General features: G+C 75.8%; 23 protein-coding genes. 12 read left to right on the top strand and 11 right to left on the bottom strand.

The genetic code is table 11. The annotated features are described in order from the left end of the window. Positions 1–57: 57 nt before the first annotated feature. The 8 genes from ACI8AK_RS14465 (at position 58) to ACI8AK_RS14430 (ending at position 4,829) form a co-directional block, all read left to right on the top strand. On the top strand, positions 58–198 hold the full coding sequence (locus ACI8AK_RS14465; protein ID WP_387991987.1) for a hypothetical protein: 141 nt from the start codon (positions 58–60) through the stop codon (positions 196–198). 148 nt (positions 199–346) lie between these two features. After that, positions 347–1,015 carry a TetR/AcrR family transcriptional regulator gene (locus ACI8AK_RS14460; protein WP_387991984.1) on the top strand — a complete coding sequence of 223 codons (669 nt, stop codon included), beginning with the start codon at positions 347–349 and terminating at the stop codon, positions 1,013–1,015. 68 nt (positions 1,016–1,083) lie between these two features. After that, positions 1,084–1,509: a hypothetical protein gene (locus ACI8AK_RS14455; protein WP_387991981.1), complete on the top strand. Its 426-nt coding sequence runs from the start codon at positions 1,084–1,086 to the stop codon at positions 1,507–1,509. A 46-nt stretch (positions 1,510–1,555) separates the two neighbouring features. After that, positions 1,556–1,741, top strand: coding sequence for a hypothetical protein (locus ACI8AK_RS14450; RefSeq protein WP_387991978.1), 186 nt, complete (start codon positions 1,556–1,558; stop codon positions 1,739–1,741). Between the two features lie 70 nt (positions 1,742–1,811). Continuing rightward, on the top strand, positions 1,812–2,240 hold the full coding sequence (locus tag ACI8AK_RS14445; RefSeq protein WP_387991975.1) for a lipopolysaccharide assembly protein LapA domain-containing protein: 429 nt from the start codon (positions 1,812–1,814) through the stop codon (positions 2,238–2,240). A 147-nt stretch (positions 2,241–2,387) separates the two neighbouring features. Next, complete coding sequence (locus ACI8AK_RS14440; protein ID WP_456956803.1) at positions 2,388–4,232, top strand: acyl-CoA dehydrogenase; 1,845 nt, start codon at positions 2,388–2,390, stop codon at positions 4,230–4,232. A gap of 154 nt (positions 4,233–4,386) precedes the next feature. Further along, positions 4,387–4,638: a hypothetical protein gene (locus tag ACI8AK_RS14435; protein WP_456903133.1), complete on the top strand. Its 252-nt coding sequence runs from the start codon at positions 4,387–4,389 to the stop codon at positions 4,636–4,638. Next, complete coding sequence (locus ACI8AK_RS14430; RefSeq protein WP_387991967.1) at positions 4,638–4,829, top strand: hypothetical protein; 192 nt, start codon at positions 4,638–4,640, stop codon at positions 4,827–4,829. Before ACI8AK_RS14435 ends, ACI8AK_RS14430 begins: the two co-directional genes overlap by 1 nt. A gap of 19 nt (positions 4,830–4,848) precedes the next feature. On the opposite strand, the gene ACI8AK_RS14425 is transcribed toward ACI8AK_RS14430, so the two are convergent. The 5 genes from ACI8AK_RS14425 to ACI8AK_RS14405 all read right to left on the bottom strand — a co-directional run bounded on the left by ACI8AK_RS14425 (position 4,849) and on the right by ACI8AK_RS14405 (position 10,020). Further along, positions 4,849–5,454, bottom strand: coding sequence for a response regulator (locus ACI8AK_RS14425; RefSeq protein ID WP_387991964.1), 606 nt, complete (start codon positions 5,452–5,454; stop codon positions 4,849–4,851). Further along, complete coding sequence (locus ACI8AK_RS14420; protein WP_456903134.1) at positions 5,451–6,656, bottom strand: sensor histidine kinase; 1,206 nt, start codon at positions 6,654–6,656, stop codon at positions 5,451–5,453. Before ACI8AK_RS14420 ends, ACI8AK_RS14425 begins: the two co-directional genes overlap by 4 nt. 41 nt (positions 6,657–6,697) lie before the next feature. Beyond that, positions 6,698–7,498, bottom strand: a complete 801-nt coding sequence (locus tag ACI8AK_RS14415) for an ABC transporter permease (protein ID WP_456956801.1) — start codon at positions 7,496–7,498, stop codon at positions 6,698–6,700. A gap of 25 nt (positions 7,499–7,523) precedes the next feature. Further along, positions 7,524–8,474: an ABC transporter ATP-binding protein gene (locus ACI8AK_RS14410; RefSeq protein WP_387991955.1), complete on the bottom strand. Its 951-nt coding sequence runs from the start codon at positions 8,472–8,474 to the stop codon at positions 7,524–7,526. Between the two features lie 175 nt (positions 8,475–8,649). Beyond that, positions 8,650–10,020, bottom strand: coding sequence for an MFS transporter (locus ACI8AK_RS14405; protein ID WP_456956799.1), 1,371 nt, complete (start codon positions 10,018–10,020; stop codon positions 8,650–8,652). 239 nt (positions 10,021–10,259) lie between these two features. On the opposite strand from ACI8AK_RS14405, the gene ACI8AK_RS14400 reads away from it, so the two are divergent. Both ACI8AK_RS14400 and ACI8AK_RS14395 read left to right on the top strand, forming a co-directional pair. Then, the gene (locus ACI8AK_RS14400; protein ID WP_456956797.1) at positions 10,260–11,012 is read left to right on the top strand and encodes a 3-hydroxybutyrate dehydrogenase; all 753 of its coding nucleotides are present in this window, start codon (positions 10,260–10,262) and stop codon (positions 11,010–11,012) included. 17 nt (positions 11,013–11,029) lie between these two features. Then, positions 11,030–12,982 carry a helix-turn-helix domain-containing protein gene (locus tag ACI8AK_RS14395; RefSeq protein WP_456956928.1) on the top strand — a complete coding sequence of 651 codons (1,953 nt, stop codon included), beginning with the start codon at positions 11,030–11,032 and terminating at the stop codon, positions 12,980–12,982. Here ACI8AK_RS14395 and ACI8AK_RS14390 read toward each other — a convergent pair. Next, positions 12,972–13,154 carry a hypothetical protein gene (locus tag ACI8AK_RS14390; RefSeq protein WP_387991947.1) on the bottom strand — a complete coding sequence of 61 codons (183 nt, stop codon included), beginning with the start codon at positions 13,152–13,154 and terminating at the stop codon, positions 12,972–12,974. The genes ACI8AK_RS14395 and ACI8AK_RS14390 overlap by 11 nt on opposite strands. Positions 13,155–13,241: 87 nt before the next feature. On the opposite strand from ACI8AK_RS14390, the gene ACI8AK_RS14385 reads away from it, so the two are divergent. Continuing rightward, a complete protein-coding gene (locus ACI8AK_RS14385; RefSeq protein ID WP_456956795.1) occupies positions 13,242–14,120 on the top strand; it encodes a 3-methyladenine DNA glycosylase in 879 nt (292 codons plus the stop codon). Positions 14,121–14,206: 86 nt separating this feature from the next. Here the strand turns inward: ACI8AK_RS14385 and ACI8AK_RS14380 are convergent, their stop codons facing one another. The 5 genes from ACI8AK_RS14380 to ACI8AK_RS14360 are packed head-to-tail and all read right to left on the bottom strand — an operon-like array spanning position 14,207 to position 19,097. Continuing rightward, complete coding sequence (locus ACI8AK_RS14380; protein ID WP_387991941.1) at positions 14,207–15,355, bottom strand: branched-chain amino acid ABC transporter permease; 1,149 nt, start codon at positions 15,353–15,355, stop codon at positions 14,207–14,209. Beyond that, entirely contained in the window at positions 15,352–16,236 is an 885-nt protein-coding gene (locus tag ACI8AK_RS14375) for a branched-chain amino acid ABC transporter permease (protein WP_387991938.1), read from the bottom strand. Before ACI8AK_RS14375 ends, ACI8AK_RS14380 begins: the two co-directional genes overlap by 4 nt. After that, positions 16,233–17,054: an ABC transporter ATP-binding protein gene (locus ACI8AK_RS14370; RefSeq protein ID WP_387991934.1), complete on the bottom strand. Its 822-nt coding sequence runs from the start codon at positions 17,052–17,054 to the stop codon at positions 16,233–16,235. The genes ACI8AK_RS14375 and ACI8AK_RS14370 overlap by 4 nt, the downstream gene beginning before the upstream one ends. Continuing rightward, positions 17,051–17,848, bottom strand: a complete 798-nt coding sequence (locus ACI8AK_RS14365; protein ID WP_456956793.1) for an ABC transporter ATP-binding protein — start codon at positions 17,846–17,848, stop codon at positions 17,051–17,053. The genes ACI8AK_RS14370 and ACI8AK_RS14365 overlap by 4 nt, the downstream gene beginning before the upstream one ends. 28 nt (positions 17,849–17,876) lie before the next feature. Continuing rightward, on the bottom strand, positions 17,877–19,097 hold the full coding sequence (locus ACI8AK_RS14360; RefSeq protein WP_456956791.1) for a substrate-binding domain-containing protein: 1,221 nt from the start codon (positions 19,095–19,097) through the stop codon (positions 17,877–17,879). A gap of 201 nt (positions 19,098–19,298) precedes the next feature. On the opposite strand from ACI8AK_RS14360, the gene ACI8AK_RS14355 reads away from it, so the two are divergent. After that, the gene (locus ACI8AK_RS14355) at positions 19,299–20,138 is read left to right on the top strand and encodes a tyrosine-protein phosphatase (RefSeq protein WP_456956789.1); all 840 of its coding nucleotides are present in this window, start codon (positions 19,299–19,301) and stop codon (positions 20,136–20,138) included. Positions 20,139–20,345: the final 207 nt, after the last annotated feature.

Below are 20,345 nucleotides of genomic sequence, written 5' to 3'. Positions count from 1 at the left end.
GGGTGCGGTCCCCGCCGGGGGCCGTTCCCCCGGGCCGAGCGGGGCAGGCCGGCCCGCATGGCCGAGGTGCGGCCCGAGGACCGGATCCGCGACGACGCCACCGGCACCCCGCCGGCCCCGGGGTCCGGTGCCGCCCAGGCGGCCGCCGAGCGCGTCGTCCAGCTGCCGGCCAACCCGCGCCGCACCCGCCGCGCCTGACGCGCCCGCCGCGTCGTCACAGCGGTCCCACGCTTCACCACCGCCCCGACCTGCGCGTTCGCCCCTCGGCACCCACGAGCGCGCAGCCGTGCCGGGCACCCGGCGTGCCGCGAACTGATCCGTCACGGCAGGCGGCACGATCCACCGCGTGACCGCCGCCGCCCTCTCCTTCGCCGACGCCGACGCCGACAGCCCCGCCCCGGTCCGCCGCAGCCGCGCGGAGCGGGAGGCGATCGTCCTCGACACCGCGGAGCGGCTGTTCTCCGCCCGCAGCTCGCGCAGCGTCGGCATGGACGAGCTCGTCCGCGAGACGGGCCTGGGCAAGATGACCGTCTACCGGCTGTTCAAGAGCAAGGACGAGCTGGTCGGCGCCTACCTGGCCCGCAAGGCGGCCACGGTGCTCGGGCACGTCGACGAGCTCCTGCTGCTGCACGAGCACGACCCGCGCGCCGCGCTGCTCGCCGTCGTCGAGTACGTCGACGCCGACGTCACCCGCGCCGGCTTCCGCGGCTGCCCGTTCACCAACGTCAGCAGCGAGTACGACGACCCGGCGCACCCGGCCCGCAGCGCGGCCGCCGACTACAAGTTCGAGCTGCACGCCCGCCTCGAGCGGCTGGCCGAGCAGGTCGCGCCCGGCTTCGGGGAGGACCTCGCCGCCCAGGTCCACCTGATCATCGACGGCATGTACCTCTCCGGCGGCCTGCTCGGCCCCGACGGCCCGGCCGCCCACGGGCGCGCGCTGGCCGAGCAGCTCACCGACCTCGCGGTCGCCGCCTCCGCCGCGGTTCCCGCCGGGCCGGTCGCCGTCCCCGCCTGACCCGGCGCCCGGCGGGGAGCCGCACCGCTCGCCGGGCGGGCCCGGCCCCGGGCCCGCAGGATGGGCCGGTGACCGTGGACCGCAGCCGCCCCGACCTGGACGACACGACCGTCGAGGGCCTCGGCAAGCTCTCCGAGGCGCTGGAGACGATCGAGCAGGCCCGGGGCCAGCTCTACGGCTTCCACCAGCACTCCGGCAAGGCGGACCTGCTCCTGCAGGAGGCGGTGGAGCTGTTCCGGAAGGCCGGGCACACCGAGCTCGCCGACGACCTCGACCGCGACCTCGTGGGCCGCAACGTCATCGCCGACCGGTGGACCTTCCAGATCGTCGAGGACTACGACGCGAACTACTGGTCGGTGTTCCGCGCCTTCGACGAGCGGGCCCGCGAGGAGCTGGCCGACGGCGACCGGCACGTGTTCGAGGCGCGCATGAAGCAGCGCGAGCGCACCGCCGGGCACCCCGCGCACGAGGCCGGCCCCGCGCTCGACGACTGACGCCGTCCGGTCGCCGCCCGCCCGCCGGGGCCGCAGACTCGGGCGGGTGAGCACCCGCGAGCAGAAGATGCCCGAGCCGGACGAGCCCCGCTCCGTCGGCCCGCTGGGCAGCAGCACGTCCGGCCCGCCGGCGCCCGACTCCGACGGCCCCGAGGCGACCGGCCCGGCCGACGGCGCCGCCGGCCCGTCCTGGCCGCCGGCGGAGACCGAGCCGGCCGCGCACCGGGACTGAGGCCCCGCTCCCCGAGCGGAACCCCGGGGTCCGCGGTTTGAGGGAGCCGTCCCGCGGACAGTCCGTGATCATGACTGCTCCCGGTTCGCCCGCCGACCCCCGGTACCCCACGTCCGGCACGTCCGCGCCCGGCAGCGACCCGCTCGCCGGCGGCTACGGCACCCCGTCGACGTCCGCCGGCGGCTACGGCACCCCGTCGACGTCCGCCGGCGGCTCCCCCGCCGGCACCTCCCCCGCGACGCCCCGCCCCTCCGGGCCGTCGCGCGCCGGGGCGGCCGGCCGCACCGTCGGCCGCGGCCTCGCCCTCGGCCTGCTGCTGTTCGTCACCGTCCTGCTGGTGCTGTTCGTCGTGTTCAACGGCCAGACGGTGCAGATCAGCCTCGTCTTCGGTGACGTGCAGGCGCCGCTGGTGGTGGCGCTGCTCATCGCCGCGGCGCTCGGGGCGCTCGTCGCGTCGCTGGCCGGCCTCGTGCTGCGCGCCCGCCGCCGCAACCGCTGACCCCTGCCCGGGACGCGCCTGACCCCTGCGGGCGTGTCCCGGGCCGCGGCCTTGCTCCTGGTTACCCGCCGGTAATAACGTTCGTTACCGGCGAGTAGGCACCCCTGCCCGCCGTCCCCCCGGTACGGAGCAACGGAGCCAGACCGCATGAGCCACTACACCGCGAACCTGCGGGACCTCGAGTTCAACCTGTTCGAGTTCCTCGACACCAAGGACCGGTTCGGCACCGGCCCGTTCGCGCAGATGGACGCCGAGACCGCGCGCGGCGTGCTCGCCGAGATCCGGCGGCTGGCCGAGGGTCCGATCGCCGAGAGCTTCGCCGACGCCGACCGCAACCCGCCGGTGTTCGACCCGGCCACGCACTCGGTGACGCTGCCGGAGAGCTTCAAGCGCTCGGTGCGGGCCATCGAGGACGGCGAGTGGTACCGCCTGGACCTGCCCGAGGAGCTCGGCGGCTTCGGCGCCCCGCACGCGCTGACCTGGGGCGCGTTCGAGATGGTGCTCGGCGCCAACCCCGCCGTGTTCATGTACGGCGCGTGGGCCGCCTTCGCCGCCGTCCTGCACGAGCTCGGCAACGCCGAGCAGAAGCGGCTCGCCGAGCTGATGATCGAGCACCGGTGGGGCGCCACCATGGTGCTCACCGAGCCGGACGCCGGCTCCGACGTGGGCGCCGGCCGGACGAAGGCCGTGCAGCAGCCCGACGGCTCGTGGCACGTCACCGGCGTGAAGCGGTTCATCACCTCCGCCGAGCACGACCTGTCCGACAACATCGTCCACCTGGTGCTCGCCCGCCCCGAGGGCGCGAAGCCCGGCACCAAGGGCCTGTCGCTGTTCGTCGTCCCGAAGTTCCACGTCGACCTCGGGACCGGCGCGCTCGGTGAGCGCAACGGCGTGTACGTGACCAACGTCGAGAAGAAGATGGGCCTCAAGGTCTCCACGACCTGCGAGCTCACCTTCGGCGACGGGCCGGTCCCGGCCAGGGGCTGGCTGGTCGGCGACGTGCACGACGGCATCGCGCAGATGTTCAAGGTCATCGAGCACGCCCGCATGTTCGTGGGCACCAAGGCGATCGCCACCCTGTCGGCGGGCTACCAGCAGGCGCTGGCCTTCGCCAAGGAGCGGGTGCAGGGCGCCGACCTCACCGCGACGTCGAAGGACGCCCCCCGGGTGACCATCACCCACCACCCCGACGTGCGCCGCTCGCTGATGCTGCAGAAGGCCTACGCCGAGGGCATGCGGGCGCTGTACCTGTACACGGCGAGCTTCCGCGACCGGGTCACCGAGGCCGAGGCCGCCGGCACCGCCGACGGCGAGGAGGCGAGGCTCGCCGCGCGCGTCAACGACCTGCTGCTGCCGGTGGTCAAGGGCTTCGGCTCCGAGCGGGCCACCCAGCTGCTCACGCAGGAGTCGCTGCAGACCCTGGGCGGCTCGGGCTACCTGCAGGACTACCCGATCGAGCAGTACATCCGGGACTCCAAGATCGACACCCTCTACGAGGGCACGACGGCGATCCAGGGCCAGGACTTCTTCTTCCGGAAGGTCGTCAAGGACGGCGGCGTCGCGCTGACCTGGCTGGCCTCGCAGATCCAGGCCACCATCGACGCCGAGGCCGGCAACGGCCGGCTCAAGGAGGAGCGGGCGCACCTCGCGACCGCCCTCGGCGAGGTCCAGGCGATGCTCGCCGCCATGTTCGGGCAGCTCACCGGCGCCCAGGAGGACGTGACCAGGCTCTACGAGGTCGGCCAGAACACCAGCCGGCTGCTGCTGGCCGTCGGCGACCTGGTCACCGCGTGGCTGCTGGTCCGCCAGTCCGAGGTGGCGCTGGCCGCCCTGGCCGGCGAGGTGAGCGGGAAGGACCGCCTGTTCTACGAGGGCAAGCTCGCCGCCACCCGCTTCTTCACCACCCAGGTGCTGCCGCGCCTGGCCGGCGAGCGCGCCATCGTCCAGGCCACCGACAACGCGCTCATGGAGGTCCCCGAGGGCGCGTTCTAGGAGGACCCCCTTCCCCCCACGCCCCGCACGCCCGGCGCCGGGCCCGGCGGGGTGGCCGTTCCAGGACCTCACCGCGGCCCGCGGCCGTCGTCCGTTTCGCGGGGGCGACGGCGGGCATGGCCTCCCGCGACAGCGCCGTCGGACAGGAGGCACCATGACCGACCCGCAGGGCAGCGACCGCATCCAGCAGGGCGTCCCGACCGCGTCGGGCTCGGGCGACAACAGCAGCACCGGGACCGGCTTCGACGACGTCCCCCTCACCCGCGACGAGGCCCTCGAGCGGGACGCCGCCTCCGGCGACGACCTGCCGGCACGCGCCGACAGCGACGTCGCCCGGGCCCGGACGGACGGCCCGTCCGGCGAGGTCCCGGGACCCACGTCCCGTTCCGGAGGGAGATCGGACTGATGAGCGAGACCGAGCACACCGGCTACCGCGAGTCCCCGGACACCACCGACGGCCCGACCGCGAGCAACATGGTCGACGGCGTCCCCGGCGAGGACCGGTCCGACGGCGGCGAGCAGGACACGACCCTCACCACCGACGACGACGCCCAGCGGGACGACTCCGTGGTGCGCGGCGGCAACGAGGCCAGCTGATCCCGGCCGCGGCGGCGGGCTAGATCCAGCCGTGGCGGCGGGCGACCTCCACGGCGGCGTGCCGGTTGGCCGCGCCGAGCTTGCCCGCGGCCGACGACAGGTGGTTGCGCACCGTCCCGGGTGACAGGTGGGCGCGGGCGGCGATCTCCTCGACGGGAGCGCCGCCCGCGGCCAGCTCCAGGACGTCGGCCTCGCGCGGCGTGAGCGGGCTGTCGCCGGCGCTGATGGCCTCGGCGGCCAGCTCCGGGTCGACGTAGCGGCCGCCGCGCGCCACCGTCCGGACGACGTCGGTGAGCACCGGCGCCGCCACGGTCTTGGGCAGGAAGCCGCGCACGCCCGCCGCCAACGCCCGCTTGAGGTGCCCCGCGCGCCCGTGCCCGGTGACGATGACCGACGCGCAGCCGGGCACCAGCGATCCCAGCCGGGCGGCGACGGTGATGCCGTCGAGGTCGGGCATCTGCAGGTCCAGGACGGCGACGTCGGGGGCGTGCGCCCGCGCCATGGCCAGCGCCTCGTCGCCGGAGGCGGCCTGCGCGACCACCTCCAGGTCGTCCTCCAGCGCCAGCAGCGCCGCCAGCGCCGAGCGGATGAGGTTCTCGTCGTCGGCGAGCAGCACCCGGATCACCGCACCTCCTCCACCGCCCGGGCGGGCACCCGGGCCTCGACGACGAACCGGTCCCCGTGCCGCCCCGCGGACAGCCGGCCGGAGGCGGCCGCCAGCCGCTCGGACAGCCCGCGCAGTCCGTTGCCCCAGCCGGCGCCGGCCCGGCCGGCGCCGTCGTTCTCCACCCTCAGCCGCACCGGGTCCCCGGCCGTCAGCGTGACCGTGCACTCGGCCGCGGAGCTGTGTCGCAGGACGTTGGTGACCGCCTCGCGCACCACCCAGCCCAGCGCCGCCTGCACCGGCTCGGGCAGGGCGGCGCCGTGCTCCTCGCCGTGCACCGTGCAGGCGATGCCGGCCGCCCGCAGCACCGAGCGGGCGCCGGCCAGCTCGCCGGCCAGGTCGGTGCTACGGTAGCCGCGGACGACGTCGCGGACCTCGCGCAGCGACCGCTCGGCGATCCGGCTGATGTCCGCGACCTCGTCGGCCGCCTCGGGCCGCTGCCGCCGCACCAGCTCCCCGGCCAGCTGGCTCTTCACCGCGATCGCCGAGAGGTCGCGGCCCATGACGTCGTGCAGGTCGCGGGCGAAGCGCAGCCGCTCCTCGGCGACGGCGAGCTGCAGCTGCACGCCGCGGCTGCGCTCCATCGCGACGACGACGTCGAGCACCCACACGGAGAAGCGGAAGGCGAGCACGAGGCCCGTGACGGCGACCGCGAACGTCACCGCGAGCACCAGCGCGGCCGGCCAGACCTCCCCCGACGCCAGCGCCAGCGCGCCGACGCCCAGCCCGACGACGGCCGCGGCGCGGGCCAGCGCCCGCGACGTCCACACCGGGGAGACCGCGGTGAGCAGCATCGCCGGGGGCAGCACCACCAGCCACCGGCCCTCGGGGTCGGCGCCCGCGCCGACGGTCGCGGCCACGCCGAGGGCGGTGGCGAGCGCCGCGGCCGCCGCGGCGGCGACCAGCGGGCGGCCGGGCAGCGGGCGCTGCGTCGCGCGGGCGGCCAGCCCGGCCCGCGCGAGCAGCACCGTGGTGACGGCGACGAGCACCGAGCCGGCCAGGTACAGCCGCGCGGTCCCGGTGTCGCCGAGACCCGCACCGGCGACGACCAGCAGCGCCCACGCCGGCGTCAGGCCGAGCCAGGCGTAGAACGACCAGCGGGTGTAGAGGTCCAGGCGCTGGGGGTCCGAGCGGTCCCGCCACCAGCGCGCGACGGTCGGCACGGCGCCCATGCTGCCGTACCGACCGCCGGGGGCCGCGTCACTCACCTGCGGGGCGCCCACCGGAAGACCCGGGGCGCCACGGCGGCGGCGACGGCGATCCAGGCCGCGAGGACCAGCAGCGGCTGGGGCGCGGCGGCCCAGGCGCCGGCCCAGTCGACCGACCGGCCGTCCCACGTCTGCCCGGCCAGGCCCAGCCGGGCGAGCTCGACGACCGGCTCGATCGGGGTCAGCCGCACCACCTGCGCGACCTGCTCGGGGAAGGCGGTCAGCGGCACGACGATGCCGGAGGTGATCGAGGCGAGCACCACCAGCGGCAGCGTGGTGATCTGCGCGCTCTCGGCGGTGCGGGTGAACGAGGTGCTCGCCGCGGCCAGCAGCGTCATCAGGAGCATCCCGCCGAGCAGGGCCACCAGGGGCAGGACGACGTCGGTCGGAGCCGACCACTCCCCGATCACGGCGGTGCCGGCCAGCACGAGGACCACCTGCGCGAGGGTCACCAGCAGGGTGGGGACGGCGGTCCCCAGCAGCACCTCGCCGGGGGTGAGCTCGCCGCTGCGCATCCGCTGCAGCACCAGCTCCTCGCGGCGGGCGACGTAGGTGGTCACCAGGTTGTGGTAGGTGAGGAAGACCAGGGTCACGGCGAACGCGGTGACGACCAGGCGCGGGCCCAGCGGCCCGTCGCCGCCGAGCCCGGCCACGGGCACGAACGCGACGAGGAACAGCGGCAGCAGCAGCGAGTTGACGACGGCGGTGCGGTTGCGCAGCAGCAGCCGGGTCTCGGCGCCGGCGAGCGCGGCGACCCGCTGCAGGCGGGACGGGGCGGGCGCGGTGGTGGCGGTCATCGGGGGCTCCTCCCGGATCGTGCGGTCAGGACGGGTCGGCGCCGTCGGCGACGGCGAGGAAGGCCTGCTCGAGCGAGGCGGCGCGGGCCTGCAGGTCGCCGAGGACCAGCCCGTGCTCGTCGGCCCAGGCCAGCAGGCGGGTGAGGACGGGCTGCAGCGCGCGGGTGTGCAGCACGACCCGCGGCGTCGTGGCCACGACCTCGGCGCCGGGGACGGCCGGCAGCCCGGGGGCCGCCGCCGGCAGGGTGAAGCGGACCGTGGCGGGCCGGGTGGCGGCGATCTCGGCCGCGGTGCCGGAGAGGACGATCCGGCCGGCCCGCATGACCGCGATCCGATCGGCGAGCTCCTCGGCCTCCTCGAGGTGGTGCGTGGTGAGCACGACCGCGGCGCCGCCGGCCACGCGGCGGCGGACCAGCTCCCACACCGCGCGGCGGCTCTCGGGGTCCAGCCCCGTGGTGGGCTCGTCGAGGACGACGACGCGCGGCGAGCCGAGCAGCGCCAGCGTGAGGTCGAGCCGGCGCCGCTCGCCGCCGGAGAGGCTGCGCACGCGGACGTCGGCGCGGCCGGTCAGGTCGACCTGCTCCAGGGCCTCGGCCACCGGCCGGGGTCCGGTGAGCGTGGCCGCCCAGGTCGCCACCGTCTCGCGGACGGTGAGGTCGGCGGGCAGGCCGCTGGACTGCAGCAGCACGCCGAGGTGCGGGCGGACGGCGGCGCGGTCGGCCACCGGGTCGGCGCCGAGCACGCGGACGGTGCCGCCCGAGGCCGGGGCCAGGCCCTCGAGCACCTCCAGCGCGGAGGTCTTGCCGGCGCCGTTGACGCCGAGCAGGGCGAACACCTCGCCGGGGTGGACCTCGAAGCTGATGCCGCGGACGGCCTCGACGGCGCCGTGACGGCGGCGCAGGTCGGTGACCTCGACGGCGGGAGCGCCGGCGTCCCCGCGGGTGCGGACGTCGGCGCGCGGGTGGGTGAGCTGCACGGGGCCTCCTCCTCGCGCCCCGCCGGCTCCTGGTCGGCCGGTCCTCCGGGGCACGTCCCCACGCTGCCGCCGGTCCGGGCCCGGCACAGGTGCCGTCCCTCACGACCTGGGCCCGCAGACGCACGGGGCACCCCTGACACGTGTCAGGGGTGCCCCGTGGCGGGAGCGGGTGCGGCTACACCCGGGCGCCCGCCCGGTCCGCCGTCGTCCCGACGGCGTCGTCCGCGGCGAGGTCGCGGACGCGGGTCTCGCCGTAGGCGAGGACCGCCACGAGCGTGACGACGGCGCAGGCGGCCAGGTAGACGGCCACGCGGGTCGGGCTCGGGTCGTCGAAGCTGCCGAGCAGGGCGACCGCGATCAGTGGCGCGGGCGCGCCGGCGACCAGGGACGCCAGCTGGGCGCCGATGGAGACGCCGGTGTAGCGGGCCTTGGTGCCGAACAGCTCGGCGAAGAACGCCGCCTGCGGGCCGTACATGGCGCCGTGGAACAGCAGGCCGACGATCAGCGCCAGCACGACGAGGGCGAAGCTCCCGGTGTCGAACAGGCCGAACAGGACGAAGCCCCAGATGCCGGTGCCGGCGGCGCCGAGGAGGTAGACCGGCCGCCGGCCGACGCGGTCGGACAGCGCGCCCCACATCGGGATCGTCACCAGGTGCACCGCGGACGCGACGAGCAGCGCGTTCAGGGCGAACGAGGCGTCCAGGCCGAGCGCCTTGGTGAGGTAGGCCGTGGTGAACGCCGTGAGGATGTAGAAGGCGACGTTCTCGGCGATGCGGGCGCCCATGGCGACGAGCACCTCGCGCTTGTAGCGCTGGAGGACGACGGTGATCGGCGCCTGCTCGGCCGCGCCGGTCTCCCGGGCCTTCTCCTCGGCGGCGCGCTGGGCCTCGAGGAACACCGGCGACTCGCTGACCGCCAGCCGCACCCACAGGCCGACCAGGATGAGCACGGCCGAGAGCAGGAACGGGATGCGCCAGCCCCAGGACTCGAAGGCCGCGTCGGACTGGACGGCAGCCAGCACCGCGAGCACGGCGGTGGAGAGGAGCTGGCCGGCGGGCGCCCCGGCCTGCGGCCAGGAGGCCCAGAAGCCGCGGTTCTCGGGCCGGCCGTGCTCGGAGACGATGAGGACCGCACCGCCCCACTCGCCGCCGAGGGCGAAGCCCTGCACCAGGCGGAGGAACACCAGCAGCAGCGGGGCGAGCGCGCCGACGGTCGCGTAGGTCGGGAGCAGGCCGATGGCGAAGGTGGCGCCGCCCATCATGAGCAGCGAGACGACCAGCAGCTTCTTGCGCCCGACGCGGTCGCCGAAGTGGCCGAAGACCAGCGCGCCGATGGGGCGGGCCGCGAAGCCGATGGCGTAGGTGCCGAAGGCCAGCAGCACGCCGGCGAAGTCCGACGAGTCGGGGAAGAACAGCGGGCCGAAGACGAGCGCGGCGGCCGAGCCGTAGAGGAAGAAGTCGTACCACTCGACGGTGGTGCCGATGATGCTCGCACCGACGACGCGGCCGAAGCTCCGTCTCCGGTGGGTCTGGGCGGGTGCGGACACGCGGTTCTCCTCGGTGGACGGATCCGGACCCGACCGACGCTAGGAAGCGCGCGGGGGCCTGCCCATGTGCCGGAGGCCAGTTCTGTGAACCAGGTCATGTGGTCCGCGGACATGTCCCGCGGCGGGACCGTGCCCCGACCGGCCGGGACACCCGGTGTGGGCGGCACCCACCACCGGCGCCGCAGGTGTGTGTGCCGCCGCCGTGGGAGGGGTCGCACCCGCGGCCTAGCGTCGCCGCCATGAGCGCGAAGGACCTCGAGGGACGGCGGGCGATGGTGACCGGCGGGGGGTCGGGCATCGGCCGTGCGGTCGCCGCCCGGCTGGCCGAGGCCGGTGCCGCGGTGGTCGTCGTCGACCGGGACGGCGCGGCGGCCGAGGAGGCGGCCCGCACCGTGGGCGGCACCGCCGTCGCCGTCGACCTCTCCGACCTGGCCGCCGTCGACGCGCTCGACCTCGACGTCGACGTGCTGGTCAACAACGCCGGGTTCCAGCACGTCGCGCCGCTGCACGAGTTCCCCGTCGAGGTCTTCTCCACCATCCAGCGGCTGATGGTCGAGGCGCCGTTCCGGCTGGTGCGCGGCGCGCTGCCGCACATGTACCGGCGCGGCTGGGGCCGGGTGGTCAACGTCAGCTCGGTGCACGGGCACCGGGCGTCGCCGTTCAAGTCCGCCTACGTCACCGCCAAGCACGCGCTCGAGGGCCTGTCGAAGGTGGTGGCGCTCGAGGGTGCCCCGCACGGGGTCACCTCCAACTGCGTCGCCCCGGCCTACGTGCGGACGCCGCTGGTCGAGGGGCAGATCGCCGACCAGGCCCGCAGCCACGGGATCTCCGAGGACGAGGTCGTCGAGCGGGTCATGCTCGCGCCGGCGGCGCTCAAGCGGCTGATCGAGCCGGCCGAGGTCGCCGACGCCGTCGCCTGGCTCTGCTCCCCCGCCGCGGCCTCGGTCACCGGCACCTCGCTGCTCATGGACGGCGGGTGGACCGCCCACTGATCGCCCGGCCGGTGACAATGCCGGTCGTGGCCCGGACCGCAGCACCGCCCGCCGACGGCCCCGGCCGCACGTCCCGGGTCCCCTCGGCGGCCGCCGAGTACCTGCAGATGGTCCTCGACGACGCCGCGGCCATCGAGTACGAGGGCCCGCTGGTGCGCGCCCGGGCCGCGGGCGCGGACCCCGCCACGCTGGCCGAGCTGGAACGGGTCCGGCTCCTGGCGCTGCAGGTGCGCGCCGCCTTCGCCGCCCGCCGCCGCCGGGAGTCGGAGCTGTCGGCGCTGTTCGACACCGCGAGCGACCTCGCCACGCTGCGCGGCGTCGACTCGGTGCTCACCGCGATCGTCCGCCGCGCCCGCCAGCTGCTGGGCACCGACGTCTCGTACCTGACGCTCAACGACGACGCCCACGGCGACACCTACATGCGGGTGACCGACGGCTCGGTGTCCGCGCGCTTCCAGGCGCTGCGGCTGCCGATGGGCGAGGGGCTGGGCGGGCTCGTGGCCCAGACGGCCGCGCCCTACGCGACGGCGAGCTACTTCGACGACGCCCGGTTCCACCACACCGACGACATCAACGGCGGCGTCCGCGAGGAGGGCCTGGTCGCCATCCTCGGCGTGCCGCTGATCCGCGGGTCGCAGGTGATCGGGGTGCTCTACGCCGCCGACCGCGCCGAGCGGACCTTCGACCGGTCCGAGGTGGCGCTGCTCGGCTCGCTGGCCGCGCACGCGGCGATCGCGCTGGACAACGCGCGGCTGCTGGAGGAGACCCGGGCCGCCCTGGAGGAGCTGTCGGCGGCCACCCGGGAGCTGCGGGAGCACACCGAGTCGGTGGAGCGGGCCGCGGGAGCGCACGACCGGTTCATCGACGTCGTGCTCCGCGGGGGCGGCGTCGAGGGCGTGGCCGCGGCGGTGACCGAGGCGCTGGGCGGCCGGATCACCGTGCTCGACGAGGAGGGCCGCCCGTCGCCCGCGGCCGACGGGGGCGCCCTCCCGCCCGACCCCGCCGGCGCGCTGGCGCTGGCCCGCTCCACCGGCCGCACGGTGCGCGACGGCGACTGGTGGACCGCGGCGGTGACCGTGGACAGCGACCTGCTCGGCGGGCTGGTGCTGCAGCGCGAGGGCGACCTGTCCGACGCCGACCAGCGCATCCTCGAGCGCGCCGCGCTGGTCACCGCGCTGCTGCTGCTCATCCGGCGGACCGCCGGCGAGGCCGAGAGCCGGGTGCGCGGCGAGCTGCTCGACGAGCTGCTGACCGTGCCGCTGCGCGACCCCGACGGCCTGCGCGAGCGCGCCCGCCGGCTGGGCACCGACCTGGACCGGCCGGCGTCGGTCGTCGTCGTCCGGGTGGAGGAGCGCTGCCGCGGCCGGGCGCTGGCCGCCGCCGCGCACCTCGCCGCCACCCGCGGCGGGCTCGCCGGGGCCCGCGACGGCCGCGTCGTCCTGTGCCTGCCCGACCTCGCGCCGGGGGCGGCGGCCGCGCTCGTGCGCCGGGAGGTGGCCGCGGCGGTCGGGCGGCCGGTCACCGCCGGCGGCGCCGGGCCCGCACCCGGCCCGGCCGCCGTGGCCGGCGCCTGGGCCGAGGCCGGGCGGTGCGCCTCGACGCTGGAGGCGCTGGGCCGCACCGGGGAGTCGGCGAGCGCGGACGAGCTGGGCTTCGTCGGCCTGCTGGTGGGCGAGGGCCGCGACGTGCCCGGCTTCGTGCAGGCGACGCTGGCACCGGTGCTCGACTACGACGCCCGCCGCGGCACCGACCTGGTGGCCACGCTGCGGGCGTGGTTCGACACCGGCGGCTCCCCCGCGCGGGCGGCCGAGGTGCTCAACGTGCACGTCAACACGGTCACCCAGCGGCTGGACCGGGTGGGCCGGCTGCTGGGCCGCGACTGGTCCGCACCGGAGCGGGCGCTGGAGGTGCAGCTGGCGCTGCGGCTGCACCGGCTGACCACCGCCGAGGGCGCAGCGGTCAGCCCATGACGCCCGGCGGGACGATGCTGTCGATCCCGACGTCCCGGCGCCGGCCGCAGCGCCGGCAGACCTCGTGGCCGGGGCCGCGCAGCCGCTCGTCGTCGGGGTGCCGCTGCACGTAGGCGTGCAGCCCCAGGCGGCAGAGCAGGGGCTTCGGGGTGGTCCGCGCGTCGCCGGCCATGGCGATCGCCTCCCTCGTCGCAGACCCCCAGGCTGGCACCGTCGCGTCCCCGGCCGGTGGGTCCGAGGTCCCTCCTACCCTGGTCCGGTGACCGCCGTCCTCCCCTGCCTGCCGGCGGCCGAGTGGACGGCGCGGGCGGCCGCGCACGCCGCGCGCGTGGAGCGGTGGACGGCGCCGCACCGCGAGCGCCGCCGTCGGGGCGAGGAGCACCCGGTGCTGGACTTCCTGTTCACCTACTACTCGGAGACGCCGTCGCGGCTGCGCCGGTGGCACCCGGGCCCGGGCGTCGCGCTGGCGCCGTCGGCGGAGGGACCGGCGCCGCACGCCGCCTGGCGCTGGTACGCGACCGGCGGCGACGGCGCGGTGCGGCTCGACGTCGCCGCCTGGCTGGCCGACCGGGCGCCGACCGTCCGCTTCGTGCGGGACCTGCTCGCCGCCACCGCGTCCCGGCCGGCGCAGACCGGCTGCTTCGGGCTGCACGAGTGGGCGATGGTGCACCGCGCCGACGAGCGGCGGCACGCGGTCCCGCTGCGGCTGGGGCAGGCGGGCACCGACGCCGTCGTGGAGGCGCACGCGATCCGGTGCAGCCACTTCGACGCGTTCCGGTTCTTCACGCCGTCCGCCGTCGGGCTCAACCGGTTGCAGCCGACGCGGGAGACGCAGGTCGCGATGGAGCAGCCGGGCTGCCTGCACGCGACGATGGACCTCTACAAGTGGGCCTACAAGCTCTCCCCCGCGGTGCCCGGCGAGCTGGTGGCCGACTGCTTCGAGCTCGCCGTCGAGGTGCGCGAGCTGGACATGCGGGCCTCGCCCTACGACCTGGCCGACCGCGGCTACGCGCCGGTGCGGATCGAGACGGCCGAGGGCAAGGCGGCGTACGTGGCCGCGCAGCGGGGGTTCGCCGGGCGCGCGACCCCGCTGCGGCGGCGGCTGGTCGAGGTCTGCGACGCGCTGCTGGCGTCCTAGCTCACCGCAGCGCGTCCTGGCTCACGGTCGACGGTGAGCCAGGACGCGGCATGATCAGGTCAGCTGATCGTGCTGCGGATCCCGCGTCAGACGCCGTCGCGGGGACCGGCCGCGCCGACGCCCACCCCGCGGGACGCCGTCTCGCGCAGCTGCTCGACCACCCGGCCCGGCGGCGGGGTCTCCCCACCGGTGGGCGCCGAAGGACGGCGGCCCGAGCGGCGCTCGCGCAGCCGGGCGACCAGGCCCGCGATGCCGCCCGGCACGAAGAACACGACCACCACGAACAGCGCCCCGAGCAGGAACAGCGGCTCCGACAGCGGCACCCGCAGCCAGGCCGGCAGGTCCTGCACGGCGGGCGAGGAGGCGAGGTCGGTGAGCCGGCTGTCGAGGTAGGTGTAGAGGACGCCACCGAGCACCGCGCCCCACCGGCTGCCCGCCCCGCCGAGCACCACCATGACCAGCAGGCCGAGGGTGAAGTCGGCGGTCGTCGTCCGGGGCGTGGAGCCGCCGAGCAGCAGCAGGTGCACCACCCCGCCGAGCGCGGCCAGCAGGCCGGCGAGGACGAAGACGACCAGCTTGAACGAGTAGGGCCGCAGGCCCAGCACCTCGACCCGGCGCTCGTTCTCCCGGATCGCCTGCCACACCCGCCCGGCCCGCGAGCCGGTCACCCACGCGACGACGACGTAGACGACGGCGAGGTAGGCCAGCGCCAGCCAGTACAGGTTGACGGTGTTGAGGACGCCGACGAACGCGTCGGGCACGTTCGAGCGGTCCAGCGCCAGGCCCTCCTCGCCGCCGGTCAGGCCGCCGGGGTCGCGCAGGACGACGATCGACCCGACCTGCGCCATGGCCAGCGTGACCATGGAGAAGGCGATGCCCGACACCCGCAGCGCCACCCCGCCGACCAGCAGCGGCAGCGCGATGCCGACCACGGTGGTCAGCGCGAGCGCCGCGCCCAGGCCCCAGCCGAGCTCGGTCAGCGCCAGGTTGGCCACGTACGTGCCGGCCGCGAAGTAGAGCGCGTGCCCGAACGACAGCAGCCCGGTGAACCCGAACAGCAGGTCGTAGGACAGCGCCACCCCGCCGAAGACAAGGCACAGCGCCAGCAGCTGGAGGGTGCCGGGGCTGTTGAGGACGCCGTCGAAGAGGCCCGGGACCTGCAACGTGGAGTACGGCAGGACCGCCAGGACGACGAGGACGACCAGCGGCGCCAGCCGCGTCAGGTTCCGGCTCATGCCACCCTCGCAGTCAGCCCGCCGGGGCGGGTCAGCAGGACGACGGCGAGCAGCAGGACGACCGACAGGTCCCCCACCCCGCTGGCCGCGTAGTAGTTGGCGAACTGCTGCACCAGCCCGACGAGGACCGCCGCCACCGCGGCGCCGGTGATCGAGCTCATCCCGCCGATGACGACGACGATGAAGGCGAAGATCAGCAGCGAGGTGCCCTGGCCCGGCGAGATCGAGCCGAGGTAGACGCCGCCGAGGGCGCCGGCCAGCGCGGCGAACGCGCCGCCGATGGCGAAGACCAGGGTGAACGCCCGCCGCACGTCGATGCCGAGCGCGGTCACCATCGACCGGTTCTCCACGCCGGCGCGGATGACCAGGCCGAAGCGGGTGTAGCGGAGGAAGGCCAGCACGGCGAGCAGCACGACGACGGCGCTGCCGATGAGCAGGAAGCGGTCGTTGGGCACGCTGGCGCCGAGCACCGACGTCGTGTCCTTGGCCCAGGCCGGCGCGGGGAAGGGCCGCGGGTCGGCGCCCCAGATCGCCCGCACCAGCGCGACCAGCGCCAGGCTCAGCCCCACGGTGACCAGCACCTGCTCGATGTGCCGCTCGTAGAGCGGGCGGATCAGCAACAGCTCGATCAGCGCCGCGACGACCGTGCCGACGGCGACCCCGAAGGCGACGGCGAACGCGAAGCCCCACCCGCCGGACCCGGCGCCGGGCAGGTTCTCCGAGGCCCACCAGGTGCCGTAGGCGCCGATGGTGAGGAAGGCGCCGTGGGCGAAGTTGAGCACGCCCATCAGCCCGAAGATCAGCGAGAGCCCGGAGGCGACGAGGAAGTACAGCGCCGCGAGCCCGAGGCCCGTGACGGTCAGCAGCACGATGGTGCTCATGCGCCGGCCTCGCCGGCGCTCGTCCGGTGCACGCGCACCCGTGGCTCTGTCCCCGGTGGGCTCGCGAGCTCGCCCACTGCGTGCGCACCCCCGCTCGAGGCGACGCCGAGCAGCTCGCGGGTGCGGTCGGCGTCGGCCAGCAGCTCCGGCGCCGACCCGCTCCACACCGCGCGCCCCTGGTCGACGACGACGGCGTCGGTGGCCATGCGGCGCACCACGGACAGGTTCTGCTCGACGAGCAGCACCGTCACCTCCTCGGCGGCGCGGGCGAGCACGTCGGCGACCTCGGCGACCAGCAGCGGCGCCAGGCCCTTGGTCGGCTCGTCGACGAGCAGCAGCTGGTTGTCGTTGAGCAGCAGCCGGGCGATGGCCACCATCTGCTGCTGGCCGCCCGAGAGGGTCCCGGCCAGCTGGCGGCTGCGCTTCGCGAGCTCGGGGAACAGCTCGTACACGCGGTCGTGGTGGTGCGCGGAGTCGCGCCGCTCGGCCAGCGTGAGGTTCTCGGCCACGGTCAGCCCGCCGAAGACCTCGCGGTCCTCGGGCGCGTAGCCGACGCCGAGCCGGACGACGTCGTGGGTGCGCCGGCCCGACAGCCGGTGCACGCGGCCGGCGGCGTCGGTGAGCTCGATGCGGCCGGTCGAGGGCACCAGGCCGAGCACCGACTTCACCGTCGTCGTCTTGCCCGCGCCGTTGCGGCCGAGCAGGGCCGTCACCCCGCCGCGGCGGACGGTGAGGTCGACCCCCTGCAGGATGTGCGATCCCGACAGCCGGACGTGCACGTCGGAGAGCCGGAGCAGCACCGGCCGGTCGGCGGTCACAGCTGGTCCCCCAGGTAGGCCTCCTGGACGACGGGGTCGGCGGTGACCCGTGCCGGGGTGTCCAGGGCGAGCAGCGCGCCGTGGTGCATGACGGCGACCCGGTCGGCGAGGCCGAGCAGGACGTCCATGTGGTGCTCGACCATGAGCACCGTCCGGCCCTCCTCGCGGTGCACGTCGGCGATGACCTGGGTGAGGCCGGCGACCTCCCCGGTGCTGACGCCGGCCATCGGCTCGTCGAGCAGCACGACGGCGGGGTCGGTGGCCAGCAGGATCGCCAGTTCCAGCTTGCGCTTGTCGCCGTGGGAGAGGGACCCGGCGAGCGCGTCGCCGCGGGCGGCGAGGCCCACCCGGCCCAGCGCCCGCTCGGCCACCTCGAACGCCCGGTCCGAGGGGCGCACCCGCTGCCAGGGCCGCAGGCTGCCGCCGAGCCGGGCCTGCGCCGCCAGGCGCACGTTCTCCCGGACGCCGAGGCCCGCGAACACCGACGAGGACTGGAAGGTCCGGCCCAGCCCCAGGCGGGCCCGCGCGGCCGGGCCGGCGCGGGTGATGTCGGTACCGTCCAGGGTGATCGTGCCGGCGGTGACCGGCAGCAGCCCGGAGAGCAGGTTGAACAGGGAGGTCTTGCCCGCCCCGTTGGGCCCGATGACGGCGACGAACTCACCGGGGGCGACCTCGAGGGAGACGTCGGAGACGATGACCGCGCCGCCGATCGCGCAGGTCAGGCCGGCCACCCGGAGCACCGGCTCGCCCGCGGGGCGGGCGGCCGGTGCCGGGGCGGGGAGGGAGGTGGTCACTGCCCGGTCCTCGGGAGGAGCGCCCGGGTCAGGAGGTGGCGACCGGCGGCGCGGTGGCCTCCGGGTCGAGGGTCTCGACGAGCACCGGGACCAGCTCGTCGCCCTGCTGCTCCAGGCGGGCCTGGAACATCGGCTGCAGGAGCGCGTGGTCCTCCTCGCGGATGGTCAGCTCGCCCTTGACGCCGTCGAACTGCCAGCCCTCGAGTGCGTCCACCATGGCGCCGACGTCGTCGCCGCCCTCCTGGAGCGCGTGCACGACCATCTGCGCGGCGGTGAAGCCGTCCGGGGTGAACAGGTCGACCGTGCCGCCGGCCTCCTCGACCCGCTCGGTCATCGCCTGGCTGACCTCGTTGTCGACGGCCTCGGCGAAGAAGTGCGACAGGTAGTCGATCTGCGTGGCCTGCGCGCCGTAGGTGGCGTAGCTGGCGCGGATGTCCAGGCCGGTGACGACGGTGGTGGAGTCGAGCACGCCCTGCTGGCCCATCGCCTGCCACATGGCCGGCGCGGTCTCCCCGGCCCAGGCGACGAAGACCAGGTCGGCGCCGGCGTCGCGGGCCTGGGAGGCGAACGGCGTGAAGTCGGTGGCGCTGGCCGGCACCAGCAGCGGGGTGACCGTGGCCCCGGCCTCGCCGAGGACGGCGGTGACGGCGCCGACGTTGGCCTGGCCGAAGGCGCTGTCCTGGGCGAAGACCAGCACGGTCTTGCCCTGCGCGTCGCCGATGAACGACTGCGCGGTGAGGATGTCCTGGTAGGTCTGCCGGCCCGACCGGAAGGTGTTGTTGTTGACGCCGGTCACCGCGTCGGTGGCGGCCGGCCCGGAGATGAACAGGACGTCGTTCTGCTCGGCCAGCGGCGCGACCTGGGTGGCCACGCCCGAGGCGGTGGACCCGGCGAGCACCTGCACGCCCTGGCCGATGAGGTCGGTGGCCTCGGCGACGGCCTTGGCGGGGTCGCCGGCGTCGTCGCGCTCGACGATCTCGATCGGCCGGCCGTCGACCTCGCCGGTGCCGTCGGTGGCGTAGTCCAGGCCGGCCTCGAAGCCCTGCAGGTACTGCTCGCCGTAGGTGGCCAGCGGCCCGGTGGAGGAGAAGACGAGCCCGACCCGGATCGGCTCGCCCTCGCCGCCGCCGTCCCCGCCGCTCCCTCCCGACGAGGCGGCGGTGGGGCTGCCGCAGGCGGCGACCGACAGGGCCAGCGCGGCGCCCGTGGCGAGGACGGCGGTCCGGGACCGGTGGCGGGGACGCGACATGGCGAGCTCCTCGGTGTGTGCGGCGGTGCACGGTTGCTGCTCCGGACGGTCCCGTCCGGCGTGGTCTGGACCACACCGTAGGGAGCCCGTCACGGACTGCCCATGTCGGTGACCTCCACAGCCACACCCGTCCCTGTGGTGAGCGAGCACACCTCTCCGGGCGGCACGGGACGTTCACCACGGGCCCGTACCGTCGGACGGGTGACCTCGACCTCCGATGACGTGCGCACCGACCGCTGGCTGCGGCTCGACGGGACGACGAACACGCGCGACCTGGGCGGCCTGCCCACCACCGACGGCGGCGTGACGGCGTTCGGCCGCGTGCTGCGCAGCGACAACCTGCAGACCCTCAGCGACGAGGACGTGCGGCGGCTGCTCGAGGACCTGCGCCTGAGCGACGTGATCGACCTGCGCACCACCGCCGAGGTGCTGCTCGAGGGCCGCGGCCCGCTGCGCGCGGTCGCCGAGGTCACGCACCGGCACCTCAGCCTGCTGCCCGAGCGGGGCCACCACACCGACGTGTTCGCCGTCGAGGAGGACGAGGTCCCCGACCTGCCGGCCGACTGGGCCGAGACGGTGCTGCCGCGGCAGACCACCGAGGCCGACGAGGTCGAGCCGCCGGCGGTGCGCTCCTACCTCGGCTACCTGCACCACCGCCCGGAGAACGTGCTGGCGGCGCTGCGGGCGATCGTGGCCAGCGACGGCGCGGCGGTCGTGCACTGCGCCGCGGGCAAGGACCGCACCGGCGTCGTCGCCATGTTCTGCCTGGCCGTGGCCGGGGTGCCCGACGAGGAGATCGTCGCCGACTACGCGCTGACCGCCGAGGTCATCGAGGCACTGGTGGCGAAGCTGCGCCGGTCGCCGACGTACGCCGACGACATGACCCGCCGCGACGTCGCCAGCCACACGCCGCGGGCGGCGACCATGCGCCGGCTGCTGGAGATCCTGGGCGAGCGGCACGGCGGGCCGCTGGGCTGGCTCGACGAGCACGGCTTCGGCGCCGCCGAGCAGGCCGCGCTGCGCGCGAAGCTCCGCGACTGAGGGAGGCCCCGCCGCCCCCGCGGAGGGGCCGAGGTGCTCGCCGGACGAGGCCGCCTAGTTGTAGTGACCACGAGCGTTGTTGACGGCCTAGCTGTAGTGACCACGAGCGTTGTTGACGGCCTAGCGGGCTGAGACAGCGAGGAGACCTCCGGGTGAGGGTGTGGGTGCTGACGCCTCACCGACGACCCGGAGGTCTCGTGTCCCACG

The organism is Geodermatophilus sp. SYSU D00867 (assembly GCF_054050315.1).
Note: the sequence above shows the minus strand (reverse complement) of the source record. Positions and strands in the feature narration are given on the sequence as shown.

Bases quoted from the DNA above. Each gene is read 5' to 3' on its own strand.
- ACI8AK_RS14375 (WP_387991938.1), bottom strand. From the start codon at position 16,236: ATGAGCACCATCGTGCTGCTGACCGTCACGGGCCTCGGGCTCGCGGCG.
- ACI8AK_RS14435 (WP_456903133.1), top strand. From the start codon at position 4,387: ATGACCGACCCGCAGGGCAGCGACCGCATCCAGCAGGGCGTCCCGACC.
- ACI8AK_RS14395 (WP_456956928.1), top strand. From the start codon at position 11,030: ATGCCGGTCGTGGCCCGGACCGCAGCACCGCCCGCCGACGGCCCCGGC.
- ACI8AK_RS14465 (WP_387991987.1), top strand. From the start codon at position 58: ATGGCCGAGGTGCGGCCCGAGGACCGGATCCGCGACGACGCCACCGGC.
- ACI8AK_RS14390 (WP_387991947.1), bottom strand. From the start codon at position 13,154: ATGGCCGGCGACGCGCGGACCACCCCGAAGCCCCTGCTCTGCCGCCTG.
- ACI8AK_RS14445 (WP_387991975.1), top strand. From the start codon at position 1,812: ATGACTGCTCCCGGTTCGCCCGCCGACCCCCGGTACCCCACGTCCGGC.
- ACI8AK_RS14430 (WP_387991967.1), top strand. From the start codon at position 4,638: ATGAGCGAGACCGAGCACACCGGCTACCGCGAGTCCCCGGACACCACC.
- ACI8AK_RS14415 (WP_456956801.1), bottom strand. From the start codon at position 7,498: ATGACCGCCACCACCGCGCCCGCCCCGTCCCGCCTGCAGCGGGTCGCC.
- ACI8AK_RS14380 (WP_387991941.1), bottom strand. From the start codon at position 15,355: ATGAGCCGGAACCTGACGCGGCTGGCGCCGCTGGTCGTCCTCGTCGTC.
- ACI8AK_RS14360 (WP_456956791.1), bottom strand. From the start codon at position 19,097: ATGTCGCGTCCCCGCCACCGGTCCCGGACCGCCGTCCTCGCCACGGGC.
- ACI8AK_RS14440 (WP_456956803.1), top strand. From the start codon at position 2,388: ATGAGCCACTACACCGCGAACCTGCGGGACCTCGAGTTCAACCTGTTC.
- ACI8AK_RS14400 (WP_456956797.1), top strand. From the start codon at position 10,260: ATGAGCGCGAAGGACCTCGAGGGACGGCGGGCGATGGTGACCGGCGGG.